We start from the raw sequence: 18761 nt of genomic DNA on the forward strand, positions 1-18761 counted from the left end.
TGAGTATTAAGGGCACTGTTTTAGAGAAAATCGTACAAGATAAAGCCGTCTGGGTTGAGGCGCGCAAAGCACAGCAGCCGCTAGCCACTTTCCAAAACGATTTGCAGCCTGCGGCACGTCACTTTTACGATGCGCTGCGTGGTTCACGTACCGTATTCATCCTGGAATGTAAAAAAGCATCGCCCTCCAAAGGGCTGATTCGTGAGGATTTTGATCCCGCGAGCATCGCGGGCGTTTATCGTCATCACGCTTCTGCGGTTTCGGTATTGACCGATGAAAAATACTTCCAGGGCGATTTTGATTTTCTGCCGATTGTTAGCGCCGCCATTACTCAACCGGTGTTGTGCAAAGACTTCATCATCGATCCTTACCAGATCTATCTGGCACGCCATTATCAAGCCGATGCCATCCTGTTGATGTTGTCGGTGCTGGATGATGATCAATATCGTCAGCTCGCCGCGGTGGCGCACAGCCTGAAAATGGGTGTGCTGACTGAAGTGAGTAATGAAGATGAGCTGGAACGTGCAATTGCGCTGGAGGCCAAAGTCGTCGGCATCAATAACCGCGACCTGCGCGACCTGTCCATCGACCTGAACCGCACGCGCCAGTTAGCACCGCGACTCGGACATGGCGTGACCGTTATTAGCGAATCAGGCATCCATAGCTATGCGCAAGTGCGTGAATTGAGCCACTTTGCTAACGGTTTCCTGATTGGCTCTGCGCTGATGGAAGAAGCCGACCTGACTGCTGGCGTGCGTCGCGTATTGCTCGGTGATAACAAAGTGTGCGGCTTGACTCGCGCCGAAGATGCGCTTGCCGCGCATGAGGCCGGAGCCATTTACGGTGGATTGATCTTCGCCGAAGGCTCACCACGCAAAATCAGTCGCGAGCAGGCGCAAGTGGTACAGGCAGCCGCCCCGCTGAAGTATGTTGGCGTGTTCCGCAACAACAGCACAAGTGACATTGTCACTCAAGCCACGACATTGAATCTGGCAGCTGTTCAGCTGCACGGTAATGAAGATCAAGCGTTCGTCGCGGAACTGCGTCAGGCGCTGCCGGCAGAAATAAAAATCTGGAAAGCGCTCAGCATCAAAGAACACTTACCTGCACGCGACTGGCCGCATGTTGATCGCTACGTGTTTGATAACGGCCAGGGCGGCACTGGCCAACGTTTCGATTGGTCCTTGCTGCAAGGCCAGGATTTGAGCAACGTGCTGCTAGCCGGTGGCCTGAGCGCAGATAACTGCGTTGAAGCCGCGCAGCAAGGCTGTGCCGGCCTCGATTTCAATTCCGGCGTAGAATCTGCGCCCGGCATCAAAGATGCCAGCAAAGTCGCAGCGGTATTCCGCACGCTGCGCGCCTATTAATTTCGCTTGCCCGCCACCGCGCGGGCCGAATAAGGAAGATGAAAAAATGACCACGCTATTGAATCCCTATTTTGGCGAGTTTGGCGGCCAATATGTCCCGCAAATCCTGATGCCCGCGTTGCGCCAGCTGGAAAATGCTTTTGTTGAGGCCCAGCGCGATCCGGAGTTTCAGTCCGAGTTTACTGACCTGCTGAAAAACTATGCTGGACGCCCAACCGCTTTGACGCTGTGCAGCAACCTGACGAAAGGCACCAAAACCCGCCTGTATCTGAAGCGTGAAGACCTGCTGCACGGCGGCGCGCACAAAACTAACCAGGTGCTCGGTCAGGCGCTGTTGGCCAAGCGTATGGGCAAAAACGAGATCATTGCTGAAACTGGCGCCGGTCAGCACGGTGTGGCGTCAGCGTTAGCCTGTGCCTTGCTGGGCATGAAGTGCCGCATCTATATGGGTGCCAAAGATGTTGAACGTCAGTCGCCAAACGTGTTCCGTATGCGTTTGATGGGCGCGGAAGTGATTCCAGTGCATAGCGGATCCGCAACGCTGAAAGATGCCTGTAACGAGGCACTGCGCGACTGGTCTGGCAGCTATGAAACCGCGCACTACATGCTCGGCACCGCTGCAGGCCCGCACCCGTTCCCAACCATTGTACGTGAATTCCAGCGCATGATTGGCGAAGAGACCAAAGCGCAGATTCTTGAGCGTGAAGGTCGCCTGCCGGATGCCGTGTTAGCCTGCGTGGGCGGTGGTTCGAACGCTATCGGCATGTTCGCTGACTTTATCGAAGAAGAAAGTGTGGGCCTCATTGGCGTTGAGCCCGCTGGTCACGGTATTGAAACCGGTGAACACGGTGCGCCGCTCAAGCACGGTCGCGTGGGGATCTACTTCGGGATGAAAGCCCCGATGATGCAAACCGAAGAGGGCCAGATTGAAGAGTCCTACTCGATTTCTGCGGGTCTGGACTTCCCGTCCGTGGGGCCTCAGCATGCGCATCTCAACAGTATCGGCCGCGCTGAATATGTTTCGATCACCGATGATGAAGCCCTCAGCGCCTTCAAAGAGCTGTGCCGTGCTGAAGGTATTATTCCGGCACTCGAGTCTTCACATGCGCTGGCACATGCGTTGAAAATGATCCGCGAAAATCCAGAAAAAGAGCAGCTGCTGGTGGTTAACCTTTCTGGCCGCGGCGATAAAGACATCTTCACCGTTCACGATATTTTGAAAGCCAAGGGAGAGATTTGATGGAACGTTACAATCAGCTGTTTCAACGTCTATCGGCGCAGAAAGAAGGCGCATTTGTCCCCTTCGTTACCCTCGGCGATCCTTCTCCTGAACTGTCGCTGAAAATCATCGATACCCTGGTGGAAGGCGGCGCAGATGCACTCGAACTTGGCATCCCGTTTTCGGATCCGCTGGCCGATGGCCCAACCATTCAGGGTGCGACGCTGCGTGCCTTTGCTTCTGGCACCACCGTGGCGCAGTGTTTTGAAATGCTGGCCACCGTACGCCAGAAATACCCTGACCTGCCGATTGGCTTACTGATGTACGCCAATCTGGTGTTCAGCAAAGGTATCGACAACTTTTATGCCCAGTGCGAGGCGGTCGGTGTGGATTCGGTGCTGGTTGCGGATGTGCCGCTGGAAGAGTCTGCGCCATTCCGTCAGGCTGCGATGCGCCACAATGTGGCACCGATCTTTATCTGTCCGCCAAATGCCGACGATGCGCTGCTGCGTGAAATTGCCGCGCATGGCCGCGGTTATACCTATCTGCTGTCTCGTGCGGGTGTAACCGGGTCGGAAAATCGTGCCAGTCTACCGCTGCATCACCTGATCGAAAAACTGCGTGAGTTTAACGCAGCCCCACCGCTGCAGGGCTTTGGGATTTCTGAACCTGGCCAGGTGAAAGAAGCGATCGCTGCGGGCGCGGCCGGCGCGATTTCCGGTTCGGCGATTGTGAAAATCATCGAGCGTAATCAGAACGATCCGACAACGCTGCTGAGCGAACTGAAAGCCTTTGTTAGCGACCTGAAAGCGGCCACCCACTAAAAGCATTCAGGGCCTTATTCGTCGACGCGGATAAGGCCTTACTACCCTCACAAACATCCCTCTGCCCATCTCCCCCTTAGTCTTCGCTTTTCCGGCCAGCTATAATCGCAATGAGATCAATAAATGGCATAAATCAGCTAATTTCATCTTTTTTGCACGCGGCGATTTGCCGATTTCGCAACGCCAGACCACAATTAACTGCGCCGCCCCGTTGCGGCGAAACATCATCTAAGACAGGGAGATAAACAATGAAATTTTTCAAAGTCGTTGCAGGATTTATGATGGCTGCGGTAATGGCGCTGGCTCTTAGCGCATGTGCACCAACAGCAACTAAAGAAGGCACTGGCGGTTACATCGACGATACGGTAGTCACCACCAAAGTGAAGGCTCAGCTGCTTAATGACGAAGCGCTGAAATCCACGGAAATCAACGTGGAAACCTTTAAGGGCAAAGTTCAGCTGAGCGGTTTTGTTAGCTCACCGCAGATGGCAAATCGCGCGGTTTCTGTCACGCGTAGTGTAGCGGGCGTGAAATCTGTGGTTAACAATATGCAGATCAAATAACACAACGGGCGACCTTCTGGTCGCCCGCTTCATTTCTGGTTGCCGATCAGAATCGATATCCCGCACCAAAGAAGAACACCCACGGATCAATACGCGTGTTGATGTTCTGCTGCTCACCGCCAGCTTTGAATTTCACTTCGGTATCAATGTCCATGTACCACAGCGATGCGTTCAGCATCCAGTCGCGGTTGATTTGATAATCCAGACCCACCTGGCCCGCCATGCCCCAGGAATCTTTAACGCTCAGGTCGCTTAAACCAGCATCCTCACCCGTTTGATTGAATTTGGCATCGTAGAAAGTGGTGTAGTTGATACCGAGGCCAACGTACGGGCGGACTTTGCTTTTGCTATCAAAGAAATAGTACTGCGCCATTAACGTTGGCGGCAGCTGGCGCACGGTGGCCAGATTTCCGGTGGCGCCGAGGCCAACCTTATGACGGAACGGGGTTGCAGCCAGCAGCTCAACGCCGATGTTATCCGTTGCCATATAGGTAAAGGTCAAACCCAACTGCGTATCGTTACTTACGTTAAAGCCGCCCATACCCAGCACATTGTCAGAGCCTTCGGTCGGACGGACGGTGGCGCTCCCTGCGCGCATAAAGAAATCACCGGCTTCATGAGCCAGAGCCAGTTGCGGAATTGCCAGCGCCATCAGCAGTGCGCATTTTGCCAGTTTCATAATCACTCCTTTGCCAAATAAAGATGGGTCTCAATGTTGAATGCGGCACAACATTTACCCCTTTTTTGGTAAAAGATCATCTGCATCAATATAAATTAATCACTTAAAAAACAATGAATTGATTCAGATCAATTTTGGCTTTACAGCGCGTAATAAAAGTCCGCTTGCGAAAATTTTTCGCCGTGATTATTTTACCTTTTCCCTGTGTGATTTTGGTTCGATGCCTTAGAGGTGGCGGGCGATCAGATGAGCGATTCACTAAATCCTTGCGTGACCTGTGGCGCATGCTGCGCGCACTTCCGTGTCTCTTTTTACTGGGCCGAAGCCGATGATGGCGCCGGTGCCGTTCCGGTTGAATTAACCGAACCGTTAACCCCGTTTATGCGCAATATGCGCGGCACCAACCAACGCCAGCCGCGCTGTGTTGCGCTGCAGGGCGAGGTCGGCGGCTGCGTCTCCTGCGGCATTTATCAGCAGCGCCCTTCGCCCTGTCGGGAGTTTTCGATGTCCGGCGAGAACGGTGAACTGAACGAAGCCTGCGATCGCGCCCGTGCTCGCTACGGTCTTCCTGCGCTTTTTAACCCTTCTTTACCTGAGATGACAGAAAGTTATCGCAATGCGGGTGCCAGCACGCCAGTAGAACATGTACAATCGCCGGGTTAATTAATCCGGTTCTTTCAAGGAGTTTACATGTCTATCACGGCAAGCTCGTTATACCGTGACACAGGAAATTTTTTGCGCCATCAGCTGGTTACTATTTTACTGCTGGCGCTGCTGACCTCGTTCATTACTGTGATCGTCGGCCACGCGTTAACGCCAGATGAAGACCAGCTCTCGTTGTTGAGCCAGTCAGATGACAGCGCATCGTCGCTGTTTGAGCTGGTACAAAATATGTCTCCGGATCAGCAGCGTATTTTGTTGCGTGCTTCCGCTGCTGGCACCTTTGCAGCGTTGGTAGGCAACACGCTGCTGCTGGGCGGCATGCTGCTCCTGATCCCGATGGTATCGGGCGGACAACGTGTCAGCGCGCTGCGCGCTATTGGTGCTTCTGCGCCAATCCTGCCTAAGCTGCTGCTGCAAACCTTCCTGATCACCCTGCTGGTGCAACTGGGCTTTATGGTGCTGATGGTGCCCGGTGTGATTCTGGCCATCCTGTTTTCGCTGGCGCCGGTGATTCTTGCCAATGAAAAGCTTGGCGTGATTGGCGCAATGCGCGCCAGCATGCGTCTCGCCTGGAAGAATATTAAGGTTATCGCACCCGCCATAGTTCTGTGGCTACTGGCCAAAATCGTGCTGATGTTCTTCTTTTCATCACTGACCGTACTGCCAGCGAATATCGCCTCCGTGGTGTTGAACGCGCTGGGTAATATGGTCTCCGCTGTGCTGATTATCTATCTGTACCGGCTGTATATGCTGTTACGTTAATCGTTATGGCGCTCACCCGAGCGCCATAACTGAATGCTCCTGCCCTAATTGGAAACGCTATGAAGCAGTTACTCGATTTTCTTCCCCTGGTGGTTTTCTTCATTTTCTACAAGCTCTACGACATCTTTGTCGCCTCTGGCGCATTGATCGTTGCCACCGGTCTGGCGCTGGTCGTTAGCTGGGTGCTTTACCGCAAGCTGGAAAAAATGACCATTTTCACCTTTGTGCTGGTTGCGGTCTTTGGCACCCTGACGCTGGTGTTCCATAACGATGAATTCATCAAATGGAAAGTCACGGTTATCTATTCTCTGTTTGCCGTCGCGCTACTCTATAGTCAGTGGTTCATGAAGCAACCGCTTATCCAAACCATGTTGGGTAAAGAGTTGCAACTGCCATCAGGGGTTTGGCGCAACCTCAACATTGCCTGGGCAATCTTCTTCCTTGCCTGTGGCTTAGCGAATATTTATGTTGCGTTTTGGTTATCGCAGGAATTTTGGGTTAACTTTAAAGTGTTCGGTCTAACCGGCCTGACCCTGCTCTTTACCCTGTTAAGCGGCGTGTATATCTGGCGACAGATGCCGCAACAAGAACAAAAATAATGCCACTCCGCCCGACAGCGTCGGGCTTCTCTTCACCTGCAGAAGAACTGAGCAATGGACGAAAAACATAAGTCGCCGCAAGGCGAGATGGTATTGCGTACTCTGGCCATGCCAGCGGATACCAATGCCAACGGTGATATTTTTGGTGGCTGGTTGATGTCGCAGATGGATATGGGCGGCGCAATCAAGGCCAAAGAGATTGCCGAAGGGCGCGTCGTCACCGTGCGCGTGGACGGAATGACGTTCTTAAAACCGGTGGCGGTTGGTGATGTGGTGAGCTGTTACGCGCGCTGCATCCGTACCGGCAACAGTTCTATGACCATCAATGTTGAAGTGTGGATTAAAAAAGTATCGTCCGAGCCTATCGGACAGACCTACTGCGCAACCGAAGCGGTATTTGTCTACGTCGCCGTTGACAACACCGGGCAATCTCGCCCTCTGCCGCCCGGCAGAAGCAATTTAAGCGATCTGTAACGCAAAAAAGCGGTCAACTGACCGCTTTTTTTCCTCTCAACCAAGAGTGCTTACTCAATATTGGCGCCGCCATTGATGCGGAACACAATATTCATAGTCAGGTTCTTGCCTGGACGACCCGGTTGATAGCGCCATTTCTTCATCGCCTGCTTAACCTCACGTTCGAACATATTGCGTGGTTCAGCCGACAAGATTTCAACGTTATCCACACGACCTTCGCTATCAACATCAAACTGCACGCGCACACGTCCCTCAACGCGCAATGCAAACGCTCGCGCCGGATAAGCAGGCTTGCTGACGTTCATCGCCTTCGGGCCATCAGAGATGCTCGGTGTTGCGGTCGGATTCGCCTTTGGTGCTGTCGTTGGGCGCGTCTGCGTGGTCGGCGCTTCCTGTTTAAACGGATTTTCCTGCGGCTTCACTTCCTGACGCGGTTTCGGTTCAACTTTCTTCTCAACCTTTGGCTTTGGTTTCGGTTTTGGCTTCGGCTTCGGTTCTGGCTTAGGAATCGGCACGGGCTCAACCTTTGGCGGCTCTGGTGCCACTTCTGGCTCTGGCTCAGGTTCTGGCGGCGGCGGTGTGACCTCAGCCGGTGCGGGTTCCGGTTGCACCTCCGGCGCGACCATCGTCACGCTAATGGGCTGAGACGCTTTTGGAACTTCAATGACCTGATGAAACGATGCATAGAGAATGCCAGCGATCAACGAACCGTGAAGTATCACGGATAAAATTACAGCAATAGGGGTACGTGTAGGCAAAGGCATAGTCAACGTGGTCATATCATTCATATTCATTGAGTGAAGGGGAGATTTTAAATGCAAATAGCAATCAGTTTCAATAAGGGATGTAAAAGCGCCCGTAGAAAGGCCTTTTTTAACCCTGATTGCGCTGAATGACTGCGTATTTATCTTTCGTTTGCACTCTGATTAACGATCACTTAACGTGTCACGCAATTTCGGCAAGTCTAACGGGAGTATCCCATCGTGCTTTACGTCATTTATGCGGAAGATACCGCTGATTCATTGGAAAAACGCAATTCGGTACGTCCCGCGCATCTTGCTCGTTTGAAGCTGTTGCAGGATGAAGGTCGACTGATTGCTGCGGGTCCGCTGCCAGCGGTGGACAGTAACGATCCAGGCCCGGCTGGTTTCACCGGTTCCGTGATTATCGCCGAATTCTCTTCACTGGAAGTCGCTGAATCATGGGCCAAGGATGATCCCTATATCGCTGCAGGCGTTTATGAAAAAGTCGCGGTTAAGCCATTCAAACGCGTCTTCTAATTTATGTGGCAGTCAGTTTTACTGCTGGTGATGGCATTAACCCTCATCGGCAGAGCACTTTGGGTATGGCGTCGGCAAGGCTGGCGCCACGCTCGGCAGCACATCGTGATGATGATTGTGCTGGCCGCAGCAGTGCAAATGGTCAATATAATGCTGGTGTTGCGCGGTGCATAATGACCGCGTAAGCCGTTAAATCATTTGCGAGATAAACAGGATGGAGCGTCGATGCTGCTGCGCCACCTGATGACGAATAGTGTGAATGCGTTTATAGCGACGCGACTGCCCTTCCAGCCAACGAGAACGACGACGGTGTACCTGACGTAACATTCTCCAGCGTGCCACTTCATTTTTACTGCGTCTCATCACATCCTCTCAGACAGGCTAAACTCGGCAGGGATTATAAAGATCTGTTGGGAAATACCAAATCGAAAGCTTCATCGAAACATCATTCAGGATTAAAGGTTTCACTACCTGTGATCAGCACGTAAACTTTGCACAACAAAGCGCGAACAGGACGTCCACTTAATGACCACATTTTATACCCTAATCAGTTGGTTGCTGCTGTTTGGTTATTGGCTGCTGATTGCGGGTGTCACGCTACGTATTCTGATGAAACGTCGCGCAGTCACCTCGGCAATGGCCTGGCTGCTGATCATCTACATTCTGCCGCTGGTGGGTATAATCGCCTATCTCTCCTTTGGTGAACTGCATTTAGGTAAACGGCGTGCCGAGCGCGCGCGCACCATGTGGCCGTCCACTGCCAAATGGCTCAACGATCTCAAGCAGTGCCGGCATATCTTCGCCACTGAACACAGCGACGTGGCGCGTTCCTTATTTGATTTGTGCCGCCATCGTCAAGGCATTGCGGGCGTAAAAGGTAATCAGCTGCAGTTGCTGACCAACTCCGACGATGTGATGCACGCGCTGATACGCGATATCCAACTGGCGCGTCACAACATCGAGATGGTGTTCTATATCTGGCATCCTGGCGGGCTAGCCGACGAAGTGGCGGAATCGTTGATGGCTGCATCGCGTCGCGGCGTGCATTGCCGTTTGATGCTGGACTCCGCAGGTAGCGTCACCTTCTTTCGCAGTCCGTGGGTCAATATGATGCGCAATGCTGGCATCGATGTGGTTGAAGCGTTACAGGTAAGCCTGCTGCGCGTGTTCCTGCGACGTATGGATTTACGCCAGCATCGCAAAGTGGTGCTGATTGATAATTACATCGCTTACACCGGCAGCATGAACCTGGTTGATCCGCGCTTCTTTAAACAGGAAGCGGGCGTTGGTCAGTGGATTGATTTGATGGCACGTATGGAAGGTCCAGTGGCGACGACAATGGGCATTGTCTATGCCTGCGACTGGGAGATAGAAACCGGGAAGCGCATTCTGCCGCCCGCGCCGGATGGCAACGTCATGCCCTTCGAACAAGAGAGCGGTCATACCATTCAGGTCATCGCCTCCGGCCCGGGTTTCCCTGAGGATATGATCCACCAGGCGTTGCTCACCGCGGTTTACTCCGCGCGCGAGCAACTGATTATGACAACACCCTACTTTGTGCCGAGTGATGACCTGCTGCACGCCATTTGTACCGCGGCGTTACGCGGTGTGGAAGTCAGCATTATTGTGCCGCGCCACAATGATTCGCTGTTGGTAGGCTGGGCAAGTCGCGCCTTCTTTACCGAACTGCTGGAAGCCGGCGTGAGGATTTATCAGTTTGAAGATGGCTTACTGCATACCAAAAGTGTGCTGGTCGATGGGCAACTGAGTTTGGTCGGCACGGTTAATCTGGATATGCGCAGCTTGTGGCTTAACTTTGAGATCACTTTAGTCGTTGATGATGACGGCTTTGGCAGCGATCTCGCCACCGTGCAGGATGATTACATCGCCCGCTCACGCTTACTGGATGGCGCTCGCTGGGCGAAACGTGCCTGGTGGCAACGCATCGTTGAACGACTGTTTTACTTCTTTAGTCCTTTACTGTAAAACGAGCGAAAATATTACCGCCTTAGGGCAAGCAGGAATGACCATGGATTTAAATAATCGCCTTACTGAAGATGAAACGCTGGAGCAGGCTTACGATATTTTTCTTGAGCTGGCTGGCGACAATCTCGATCCCGCTGACATTATTCTGTTCAATCTGCAGTTTGAAGAGCGCGGTGGCGCAGAACTGTTTGATCCTGCAGAAGACTGGCAGGAACACGTTGATTTCGATCTCAACCCAGACTTCTTCGCTGAAGTGGTGATTGGATTGGGTGAAGCTGACGGCGAGCCGATTACTGATGTGTTCGCACGCGTCCTGCTTTGCCGCGAAAAGGATCATAAGCTCTGCCATATCCTGTGGCGCGAGTAAGCGGCAGACAGCAAAACGCCGGGCAATAGCCCGGCGTTTTCTTTTACAGCGGATCGACTTTTAGGCAGGAAACCGCATGACGGAAGCTGCCTTCCAATAGCGGCCGCGTTTTCGCGCACTCCGGTCCGGCAATAGGGCAACGCGTGCGGAACACGCATCCCGATGGCGGATTGATGGGTGATGGCAGCTCCCCTTCCAGCAGCTGGATTTGTTTGTTCTTCTCCAGATCCGGATCGGGAATAGGTACCGCTGACATCAGCGCACGGGTATACGGATGCTGCGGATTGTTATACACCGCATCGTAAGTGCCCAGCTCAACTGCATGCCCGAGATACATTACCAGCACGCGATCGGAGATGTGTTTTACCACCGCTAAATCGTGGGCGATAAAGATCAATGACAGCCCCATTTCACGCTGTAACTTCTGCAGCAGGTTGACGACCTGCGCCTGAATCGACACGTCTAGCGCCGATACCGGCTCATCGCAGATGATCAGTTTCGGCTCCAGAATCAGCGCGCGTGCGATACCAATACGCTGACACTGGCCGCCCGAGAATTCGTGTGGATAACGGTTGATGAGGTTAGGTAATAAACCTACCTTCATCATCATGCTTTTCACCTTATCCTTCACTTCCTGGCGCGGCATCTTTGGGTAATAGGTGCGCAGCGGTTCAGCAATGATATCGCCAATAGTCATACGTGGATTGAGCGATGCCAGCGGATCCTGAAAGATCATCTGAATGTCGCTGCGCGCCTGTCGCCACTGTTCCTGGCTTTGCCCTAGCAAATCGCGCCCTAACCAGGCGACGCGTCCTTCCGTGGCTTTCACCAGGCCAATGATGGCGCGGGCCAGCGTCGATTTACCACAACCCGATTCACCCACTACACCCAGCGTTTCACCTTCATACAGTCGCAGACTGACGCCGTCGACCGCTTTCAAGGTGTGCGGTGGCTGCCAGAACCACTGTTTGCCATCCTTAATCTCGAAATGCACCTTCAGGTCGGCGATCTCCAGCAGGACTTTTTTCTCTTCGACTACGGTGCTCATACTAACTCCTCCACCGGCTTGAAGCAGGCACGCAAGCGACCTTCCGCGAAAGGCTCCAGCGGCGGTGCCTTGGCGCAAATGTCCATGGCGTAGGCGCAGCGAGGCTGGAACGGACAGCCTTGCGGCAGGCGCAGCAGGTTTGGCGGGTTGCCTGGAATGGTGGTCAGCGACTCGCCCTCTTCGGCATCCAAACGTGGTACTGCACTTAGCAGACCAATCGAGTACGGATGTGCAGGATGATAAAATACATCGCGTGCACGCCCATATTCCATGGTCCGGCCGGCGTACATCACCAGCACTTTGTCACAGATACCCGCTACGACGCCGAGGTCGTGGGTAATCATCACAATCGCAGTATTGAATTCGCGCTTAAGCTCATTCAGCAAGGTCATGATCTGCGCCTGCACGGTGACGTCGAGCGCCGTGGTCGGCTCATCGGCAATCAGCAGCTTCGGGCGACACAGCAGCGCCATCGCAATCATCACACGCTGGCGCATACCGCCGGAGAACTCATGCGGGAACATCTTCATGCGCTTACGCGCTTCCGGCATTTTCACGGCGTCTAGCATCCGCACCGACTCTTCAAAAGCCTGGGCGCTGTTCATGCCTTTGTGCAGCTTCAGCACTTCCATTAACTGCTCGCCAACGCGCATGTAAGGATTGAGCGACGTCATCGGGTCCTGGAAGATCATCGCAATCTGTTCAGCACGCAGTTTGTTCAGCTTGTTTTCCGGCAGATTGAGGATCTCTTCGCCGTTGAATTTTGCTGAACCGCCAATGCGCCCATTTTTTGCCAGTAGCCCCATCAAGGCAAATGCGGTTTGCGATTTACCTGAGCCGGATTCGCCAACAATGCCCAGCGTTTCACCTGCATGCAGTGAAAAGTTGAGGTCGTTCACAGCAGTGACATCGCCATCGTGGGTGCTGAAGGTGACGCGTAAATCTTTTACATCAAGCAGCAGGTTACTGTTTCCCGCACGCGCAGCCATTGCTGGCTGAAATTCATGAATGGTCATCGGGAAACTCCTTAACGATCTTTCGGGTCGAGGGCATCACGCAAGCCATCGCCGATAAAGTTAAAACAGAACAGCGTGACCACGAGGAAACCTGCCGGGAACATCAGCAACCACGGCGACACTTCCATTGAGTTGGCGCCATCGCTCAACAACGCCCCCCAACTGCTCAAGGGTTCCTGCGTACCAAGGCCGAGGAAGCTGAGGAATGATTCAAAAAGAATCATGCTTGGTACCAGCAGCGAGGCATACACCACCACCACGCCCAGCACGTTTGGCACAATATGACGCAGCACGATTTTAAAGGTACTTACACCGCCGACCTGCGCCGCTTCAATGAACTCTTTGCGCTTCAGACTCAACGTTTGGCCGCGCACGATACGCGCCATATCCAGCCACGACACCATGCCGATCGCCACAAAGATCAGCAGAATGTTACGACCAAAAAAGGTCACCAGCAGAATAACGAAGAACATGAACGGGAAGGAGTTGAGGATCTCCAAAATACGCATCATCACCGAGTCGATTTTACCGCCCAGATAACCCGCCAGTGAGCCATACAGCGTGCCCACCAGCACCGCGATCAGGGCAGAAGCGATCCCCACCATCAATGAGATGCGGCCACCAATAGCAACGCGTACCAGCAGATCGCGTCCCGAGGAATCGGTACCAAACCAGTGACCGGAAACGGTATCCGGCGCGGCAGACATCATTCCCCAATCCGTGTCGTCATATTTGAACTGCGACAACATCGGTGCGAACACGACGAACAGCGTGATCACCAGAAGCACCAGCAAACTAATGAAGGCGGCTCGGTTATGAATGAAGCGGCGACGCGCATCCTGCCATAGGCTGCGCCCTTCGACTTCCAGTTTTTCACTGAAGGCATCCAGAGCTTCGCTGTTTTTCTTACTTAACATCATGGGCGAGCTCCACAATCAGTAACGGATTTTCGGATCGATCACGGCGTACAGCACATCAACGATCGCGTTAAACAGAATGGTCAGCACGCCAACCAGAATGGTCAGACTCATTACCAGCGAGTAGTCACGGTTTAAAGCCCCGTTAACGAACAGCTGGCCGATGCCCGGCAAACCATAGATGGACTCAATCACCATTGAACCGGTGATGATGCCGACAAACGCCGGTCCCATATAGGAAAGTACCGGTAGCATGGCGGGCTTCAGTGCGTGACGCAGCACGATACGGCGCAGTGGCAGGCCTTTCGCGCGTGCGGTACGGATGAAGTTTGAGTGCATCACTTCAATCATCGAACCGCGCGTAATACGCGCGATGCTGGCGATGTAGGCCAGCGAGAGCGCGACCATCGGCAGCAACATGTAATTCCATTGGCCGCCGTTCCAGCCACCGCCTGGCAGCCAGCGCAAGGTAATCGCAAACACCAGCACCAGTAACGGCGCCACGACAAAGCTGGGGATCACCACGCCGGTCATCGCGACCCCCATCACGGCATAATCCCACAGGGTGTTTTGCTTCAGGGCGGCGATCACGCCAGCCGTCACGCCCAGCACCACGGCGAGGAAGAATGCGGCCAGACCGAGTTTGGCTGACACCGGGAAGGCATGGCCGACCAGATAATTGACCGAGTAATCTTTGTATTTAAACGAGGGGCCAAAATCGCCATGCGCCAACTGCACCAGATAGCTCAGGTACTGTTTGCCAATTGGATCGTTGAGATGGTACTTCGCTTCGATATTCGCCATCACTTCCGGTGAAAGAACACGCTCGCCGGTAAATGGACTGCCGGGTGCCAGTCGCATCATAAAGAAAGAGATGGTAATGAGGATAAAGAGCGTCGGGAGGGCTTCGAGGAGCCGACGCAGGATGAATTTTAACATTGCCGTACCTACCAGGCTGTTGCTTCACAAAGTAAAAAGGCGGTGCCGCAGCACCGCCACTATCGATAGCCTGAGTGCTATTAATGTTTAATGATATACAGATTTTTATCGACGGTTTTATCCAGCGGATCGTTGCCGGTGTAACCGCCCACGTAAGGTTTCACTAAACGCGCATTGACGTAGTAGTAAACCGGCACGATGGTGCTGTCTTTATCCAGAATCTGCTCAGCTTTCTGATAATCCGCTACGCGCGCTTTATCGTCTGTGGCCTTGACCGCATCGTGGATAACTTTATCGAAGTCAGCACTCTTGTAGTGCGAGGTGTTACTGCTGCTGTCAGACAGCATGATGTTCAGGAATGAGGTAGGTTCATTGTAATCCGCACACCATGCAGCACGAGAAACATCAAAGTTGCCCTGATGACGGGTATCCAGGAAGGTTTTCCACTCCTGGTTTTCCAGCTTGATGGTTACGCCGATGTTTTTCTTCCAGATTGAAGAGGCCGCGATCGCCAGTTTCTTGTGTAGGTCAGAAGTGTTATACAGCAGGTTGAAAGTCAGCGGTTTATCAGCGGTATAACCCGCTTCCGCCAGCAGTTTTTTCGCTTCTTCGTTACGCTTGTTCTGATCCCATTTGAACCAATCCGGCGGCAGCAGTTCCATGCCATCGGTGGCTGGCGGGGTGAAGCTATAAGCCGGTTGCTGACCTTGCGCCAGAACCTTATTCACCATGATGTCGCGATCCAGACCAAGTTTCAGCGCGGTACGCACGCGTGGATCGGTAAACGGTGCTTTCTGGTTGTTGATTTCGTAGTAATAGGTGCACAGATACGGCTTCACCATCAACTCTTTACCGTTATCACGCTGCAGTTTTTTGAACAGCTCGATTGGCATGTTGTTATAGGTGATATCACTGCCGTTCTCCGAGAAGTAACGGTTTACGTCGCTGACCTCAGAGTTGATTGGCAGAAAAGTCACTTTATTCAGAACTGTGTGCTCGTTATCCCAATACTGCGGGTTACGCACCAGCGTCACGCGTTCGTTGATCACGTGTGATTCAAGTTTGAATGCACCGTTACCGACCCAATTTTGCGGTTGAGTCCACTGATCGCCAAACTTCTCGATAGCAGGCTTATACACCGGGGACATAACGGAGTTGATCAGTAGCTTGTAAAAATACGGTACTGGCTCGCTCAGCGTGACTTCCAACGTGTGATCATCGATTGCTTTCACACCCAGATCGGTAGTGGGTTTTTTACCGGCGATGATGTCGTCAACATTGACGATGTGACCATATTGAGGATAGCTGGCGTATGGCGATGCGGTTTTCGGATCCACCAGACGTTGCCAGCTATACACGAAATCTTGTGCGGTGACCGGTTCACCGTTGGACCATTTGGCGTTTTTACGCAGGTGGAAAGTCCAGACTTTGAAATCTTTATTTTCCCAGCTTTCCGCCACGCCCGGCACCGGTTTGCCATCGCTGTCACTGGTGATTAGACCTTCATACAGGTCACGCGCGATGTTGTCTTCGGGTACACCTTCAATTTTGTGGGGATCCAACGACTGTACTTCATCGCCATTACCGCGAACCAGTTCCTGTTTTGCTGCCAATTCAACGCCTGCTGGTACTGTTGCTGCCAGCGCGGCATTCCCTGCCAGCGCGCCGATTGCGGCGAATACGCCCGCAGCAATCAGGCTTTTTTTCGTGATGTTGTTCATTATTACGCTCCAGTTTTATTATCTTTACCGGGTCGACTTATCGCCCGGCGTACCCCGTTTCCAGGTGATCTCCGCGTGTCTGAACGAAGACCCTAATCACCCTTCAGGGTTTACCACGGTAAAGTGCCGCCCGACTGTAGCGCCGGATCGGCTCATTACTCAATGTTTCTTTATGTAATAGTATTTCAACGCCAGCATGTCTTGCGGATCCTTACCGGTAAACCCTCCCACCCAAGGCTTTACCAACCGCACGCTAACCCGATAGTAGACGGGCACAATCGGTGAGTCTTTATCGAGTTGCGCCTCAGCCTGCTGATAAAGAGCGGCGCGCTTTGCTTCATCTGCGCTGGTCAATGTTTGCTTCATTAACTGGTCAAACGCCGAACTTTGGTAAAACGCAGTATTAATTGATGAGCCGCTTAACAGCATATTCAGGAACGTAGACGGTTCGTTGTAATCCGCGCACCAGGTGGCGCGTACCACGTCGTACTGTGCCTGATGACGTGTTTCCAGCAGCGTTTTCCACTCCTGATTCTGTAATGTCACCACCGCGCCGAGGTTTTTTTGCCACATGGAGGCGGCAGCAATCGCTTGTCGCTTGTTTTGCTCAGAGGTGTTGTAAAGCAGCGTGAAACGCAGCGGGTTTTGTTGATTAAAGCCGGCATCCGCTAATAACTGTTTGGCACTGGCATTGCGCTCTGACTGGGTTTGTTGTGCCCAGGCCGGTGGAGAAAGCGTGATTCCGTGGGTAAACGGCGGCGTTAAACCATAGGCAGGAATCTGGCCCTGGCCCATGATCTTTTGCGCAATGATGTCGCGATCTAAGGTTAACTTCAGCGCGCTACGGACACGTGCGTCATTGAACGGTGCTTTTTGGTTATTAATCTCGTAATAGAAGGTGCACAACAGCGGACTGACTTTCACCTCATCACCGAGATCCTGCTGTAACTTTTTAAACAACTCCGGCGGCACCGCACTGTTAGTCATATCGGTACCGCCGCTACGATAGCGATTGATATCGCTGTTTTCTGAGGAGAGAGGTAAAAACACGCCCTCATCAATCACTGTATGCGCATTATCCCAATAGTTCGGATTGCGTTTAACAACGATTTTTTCGTTAACGACCCATTCGGACAGCGTAAAAGCACCATTGCCAACATAGTGTTGCGGCTGCGTCCACTGCTCGCCCCATTGTTCTATCGCCGGACGATAGACCGGTTTCATCGCGCTGTAGGCCAGCATGTCAACAAAATAGGGAACGGGTTCGGAAAGGGTGACTTGTAAATGATGATCGTCTAGAGCTTTAACACCGAGTTCAGCGGGCGAGGCTTTGCCCGACAAAATGGCATCAATGTTCTCTAAATGAGCCGCCTGCAAATAGCTGGCGTAAGGTGATCCGGTTTTAGGGTCAGCAAGACGTTGCCAACTGTAGACGAAATCCTGTGCGGTAACTGGCTTGCCGTTACTCCAACGCGCATCGTCACGTAGCGTAAACGTCCAGATGCGCCCTTCTTCACTTTGCCACTGTTTGGCAACGCCGGGTACCAGTTGACCGTTATTATCGGTTTCAACCAATCCTTCCAGCAGATTACGCATGACATTTGATTCAGGCACGCCTTCTGCTTTCTGCGGGTCCAGCGTCGCCACTTCGCTACCGTTATTAATGACAATACGCTGAGAATCGGATAATTGCATTCCGGCAGGCACTTGTGCTGCCTGACTTTGAGAAATAATTCCCATCAGGCATAAGGCAAGCACTGAGCGCGTGAACGTTTTTGCTACCATGCATTTCATCAACAAATATCAACCTTAATCATAAGCCTGATAGCCTGTAAGCAAGAAGCGTACACATTTGTCGCTATCAGATAAAAAATTTGTGATGTGCCGAAAATTATCAGAACCGATGCCCGCACGCCAAAGCTAAACACCAAAAATGTTAGCAGATTCTCTTTTATCACGTTCGGTCGGGTAGGAAAAGTGTTAATTATTTAACTGAATTATCGCATAAACCCATGATTAAATTCAATTTTCCGCGATAATTGCCTATGTTTTATTCATTATTGTTCTGTAGATATAATATTTACGAATTCGACCATGAAAATAAGCATTTGCCACAGAATTAATTATCAATCAAGTGACAAACTTTTCGCTAATGCTAGTTCAATGGCCATCGGCAGAGTTATTATCTGTGATAATTATCACAGTTTGATGTGAGACCTGGCGGGATTAAGCTTGAGCCAGTAGTAAAAGTGATATAGGACGTGTGGAGTTAAGGCGCATGAATAAACTAACCAAAATGGTGCAATTAAACGGATTAATGCACCATTTTGGATCGAA

21 protein-coding genes are annotated in these 18761 nt (G+C 52.3%); 12 read left to right on the forward strand and 9 right to left on the reverse strand.

The annotated features are described in order from the left end of the window. Positions 1–5 precede the first annotated feature (5 nt). From trpCF to AC6I8K_RS10180, 4 genes are all read left to right on the forward strand, one after another. Entirely contained in the window at positions 6–1367 is a 1362-nt protein-coding gene (gene trpCF, locus AC6I8K_RS10165) for a bifunctional indole-3-glycerol-phosphate synthase TrpC/phosphoribosylanthranilate isomerase TrpF (protein ID WP_497827240.1), read from the forward strand. 46 nt (positions 1368–1413) lie between these two features. Beyond that, the gene (gene trpB / locus AC6I8K_RS10170; protein ID WP_497826667.1) at positions 1414–2607 is read left to right on the forward strand and encodes a tryptophan synthase subunit beta; all 1194 of its coding nucleotides are present in this window, start codon (positions 1414–1416) and stop codon (positions 2605–2607) included. Then, complete coding sequence (trpA, locus tag AC6I8K_RS10175; protein WP_497826668.1) at positions 2607–3410, forward strand: tryptophan synthase subunit alpha; 804 nt, start codon at positions 2607–2609, stop codon at positions 3408–3410. Before trpB ends, trpA begins: the two co-directional genes overlap by 1 nt. Before the next feature lie 248 nt (positions 3411–3658). Beyond that, complete coding sequence (locus AC6I8K_RS10180) at positions 3659–3973, forward strand: BON domain-containing protein (protein ID WP_064738827.1); 315 nt, start codon at positions 3659–3661, stop codon at positions 3971–3973. Positions 3974–4019: 46 nt separating this feature from the next. On the opposite strand, the gene ompW is transcribed toward AC6I8K_RS10180, so the two are convergent. Continuing rightward, positions 4020–4652, reverse strand: a complete 633-nt coding sequence (gene ompW / locus AC6I8K_RS10185; RefSeq protein ID WP_497826669.1) for an outer membrane protein OmpW — start codon at positions 4650–4652, stop codon at positions 4020–4022. A gap of 246 nt (positions 4653–4898) precedes the next feature. Between ompW and AC6I8K_RS10190 the strand changes: the two genes are divergently transcribed. Genes AC6I8K_RS10190 through yciA form a run of 4 tightly spaced genes read left to right on the forward strand, consistent with a single transcriptional unit; the run spans position 4899 to position 7150 of the window. Further along, positions 4899–5315, forward strand: a complete 417-nt coding sequence (locus AC6I8K_RS10190) for a YkgJ family cysteine cluster protein (RefSeq protein ID WP_483817512.1) — start codon at positions 4899–4901, stop codon at positions 5313–5315. A 27-nt stretch (positions 5316–5342) separates the two neighbouring features. Then, positions 5343–6077 (forward strand): YciC family protein, encoded by a 735-nt coding sequence (locus AC6I8K_RS10195; RefSeq protein WP_497826670.1) that lies wholly within the window; start codon positions 5343–5345, stop codon positions 6075–6077. A 59-nt stretch (positions 6078–6136) separates the two neighbouring features. Continuing rightward, positions 6137–6676 carry a septation protein A gene (locus AC6I8K_RS10200; protein ID WP_008106564.1) on the forward strand — a complete coding sequence of 180 codons (540 nt, stop codon included), beginning with the start codon at positions 6137–6139 and terminating at the stop codon, positions 6674–6676. A 54-nt stretch (positions 6677–6730) separates the two neighbouring features. Then, positions 6731–7150, forward strand: coding sequence for an acyl-CoA thioester hydrolase YciA (gene yciA, locus AC6I8K_RS10205; protein WP_007892397.1), 420 nt, complete (start codon positions 6731–6733; stop codon positions 7148–7150). 50 nt (positions 7151–7200) lie between these two features. Here the strand turns inward: yciA and tonB are convergent, their stop codons facing one another. Then, a complete protein-coding gene (tonB, locus tag AC6I8K_RS10210) occupies positions 7201–7929 on the reverse strand; it encodes a TonB system transport protein TonB (RefSeq protein ID WP_497826671.1) in 729 nt (242 codons plus the stop codon). 204 nt (positions 7930–8133) lie between these two features. Between tonB and AC6I8K_RS10215 the strand changes: the two genes are divergently transcribed. Continuing rightward, positions 8134–8430: a YciI family protein gene (locus tag AC6I8K_RS10215; protein ID WP_007892393.1), complete on the forward strand. Its 297-nt coding sequence runs from the start codon at positions 8134–8136 to the stop codon at positions 8428–8430. A 3-nt stretch (positions 8431–8433) separates the two neighbouring features. After that, on the forward strand, positions 8434–8604 hold the full coding sequence (locus tag AC6I8K_RS10220) for a hypothetical protein (RefSeq protein WP_196762327.1): 171 nt from the start codon (positions 8434–8436) through the stop codon (positions 8602–8604). A gap of 15 nt (positions 8605–8619) precedes the next feature. Here the strand turns inward: AC6I8K_RS10220 and AC6I8K_RS10225 are convergent, their stop codons facing one another. After that, positions 8620–8793: a YciY family protein gene (locus AC6I8K_RS10225; protein WP_155726381.1), complete on the reverse strand. Its 174-nt coding sequence runs from the start codon at positions 8791–8793 to the stop codon at positions 8620–8622. A gap of 162 nt (positions 8794–8955) precedes the next feature. Between AC6I8K_RS10225 and cls the strand changes: the two genes are divergently transcribed. Both cls and AC6I8K_RS10235 read left to right on the forward strand, forming a co-directional pair. Continuing rightward, positions 8956–10416, forward strand: a complete 1461-nt coding sequence (gene cls, locus AC6I8K_RS10230) for a cardiolipin synthase (protein ID WP_483817514.1) — start codon at positions 8956–8958, stop codon at positions 10414–10416. Between the two features lie 37 nt (positions 10417–10453). Beyond that, positions 10454–10783 carry an HI1450 family dsDNA-mimic protein gene (locus AC6I8K_RS10235; RefSeq protein WP_196761379.1) on the forward strand — a complete coding sequence of 110 codons (330 nt, stop codon included), beginning with the start codon at positions 10454–10456 and terminating at the stop codon, positions 10781–10783. A gap of 43 nt (positions 10784–10826) precedes the next feature. Here the strand turns inward: AC6I8K_RS10235 and oppF are convergent, their stop codons facing one another. The 6 genes from oppF to AC6I8K_RS10265 form a co-directional block, all read right to left on the reverse strand. Continuing rightward, positions 10827–11831: a murein tripeptide/oligopeptide ABC transporter ATP binding protein OppF gene (gene oppF / locus AC6I8K_RS10240; protein WP_258143413.1), complete on the reverse strand. Its 1005-nt coding sequence runs from the start codon at positions 11829–11831 to the stop codon at positions 10827–10829. Then, positions 11828–12847, reverse strand: a complete 1020-nt coding sequence (locus AC6I8K_RS10245) for an ABC transporter ATP-binding protein (protein ID WP_064738834.1) — start codon at positions 12845–12847, stop codon at positions 11828–11830. Before AC6I8K_RS10245 ends, oppF begins: the two co-directional genes overlap by 4 nt. 11 nt (positions 12848–12858) lie before the next feature. Beyond that, a complete protein-coding gene (oppC, locus tag AC6I8K_RS10250) occupies positions 12859–13767 on the reverse strand; it encodes an oligopeptide ABC transporter permease OppC (protein WP_064738835.1) in 909 nt (302 codons plus the stop codon). A gap of 15 nt (positions 13768–13782) precedes the next feature. After that, positions 13783–14703: an oligopeptide ABC transporter permease OppB gene (gene oppB, locus AC6I8K_RS10255; protein ID WP_064738836.1), complete on the reverse strand. Its 921-nt coding sequence runs from the start codon at positions 14701–14703 to the stop codon at positions 13783–13785. An 80-nt stretch (positions 14704–14783) separates the two neighbouring features. Next, on the reverse strand, positions 14784–16424 hold the full coding sequence (oppA, locus tag AC6I8K_RS10260) for an oligopeptide ABC transporter substrate-binding protein OppA (protein ID WP_497826672.1): 1641 nt from the start codon (positions 16422–16424) through the stop codon (positions 14784–14786). Between the two features lie 159 nt (positions 16425–16583). Next, positions 16584–18218 carry an ABC transporter substrate-binding protein gene (locus AC6I8K_RS10265; protein ID WP_497826673.1) on the reverse strand — a complete coding sequence of 545 codons (1635 nt, stop codon included), beginning with the start codon at positions 18216–18218 and terminating at the stop codon, positions 16584–16586. Between the last annotated feature and the right edge of the window lie 543 nt (positions 18219–18761).

The sequence above is a fragment of the Pantoea sp. X-Soil-ISGK-421 genome, from assembly GCF_059730785.1.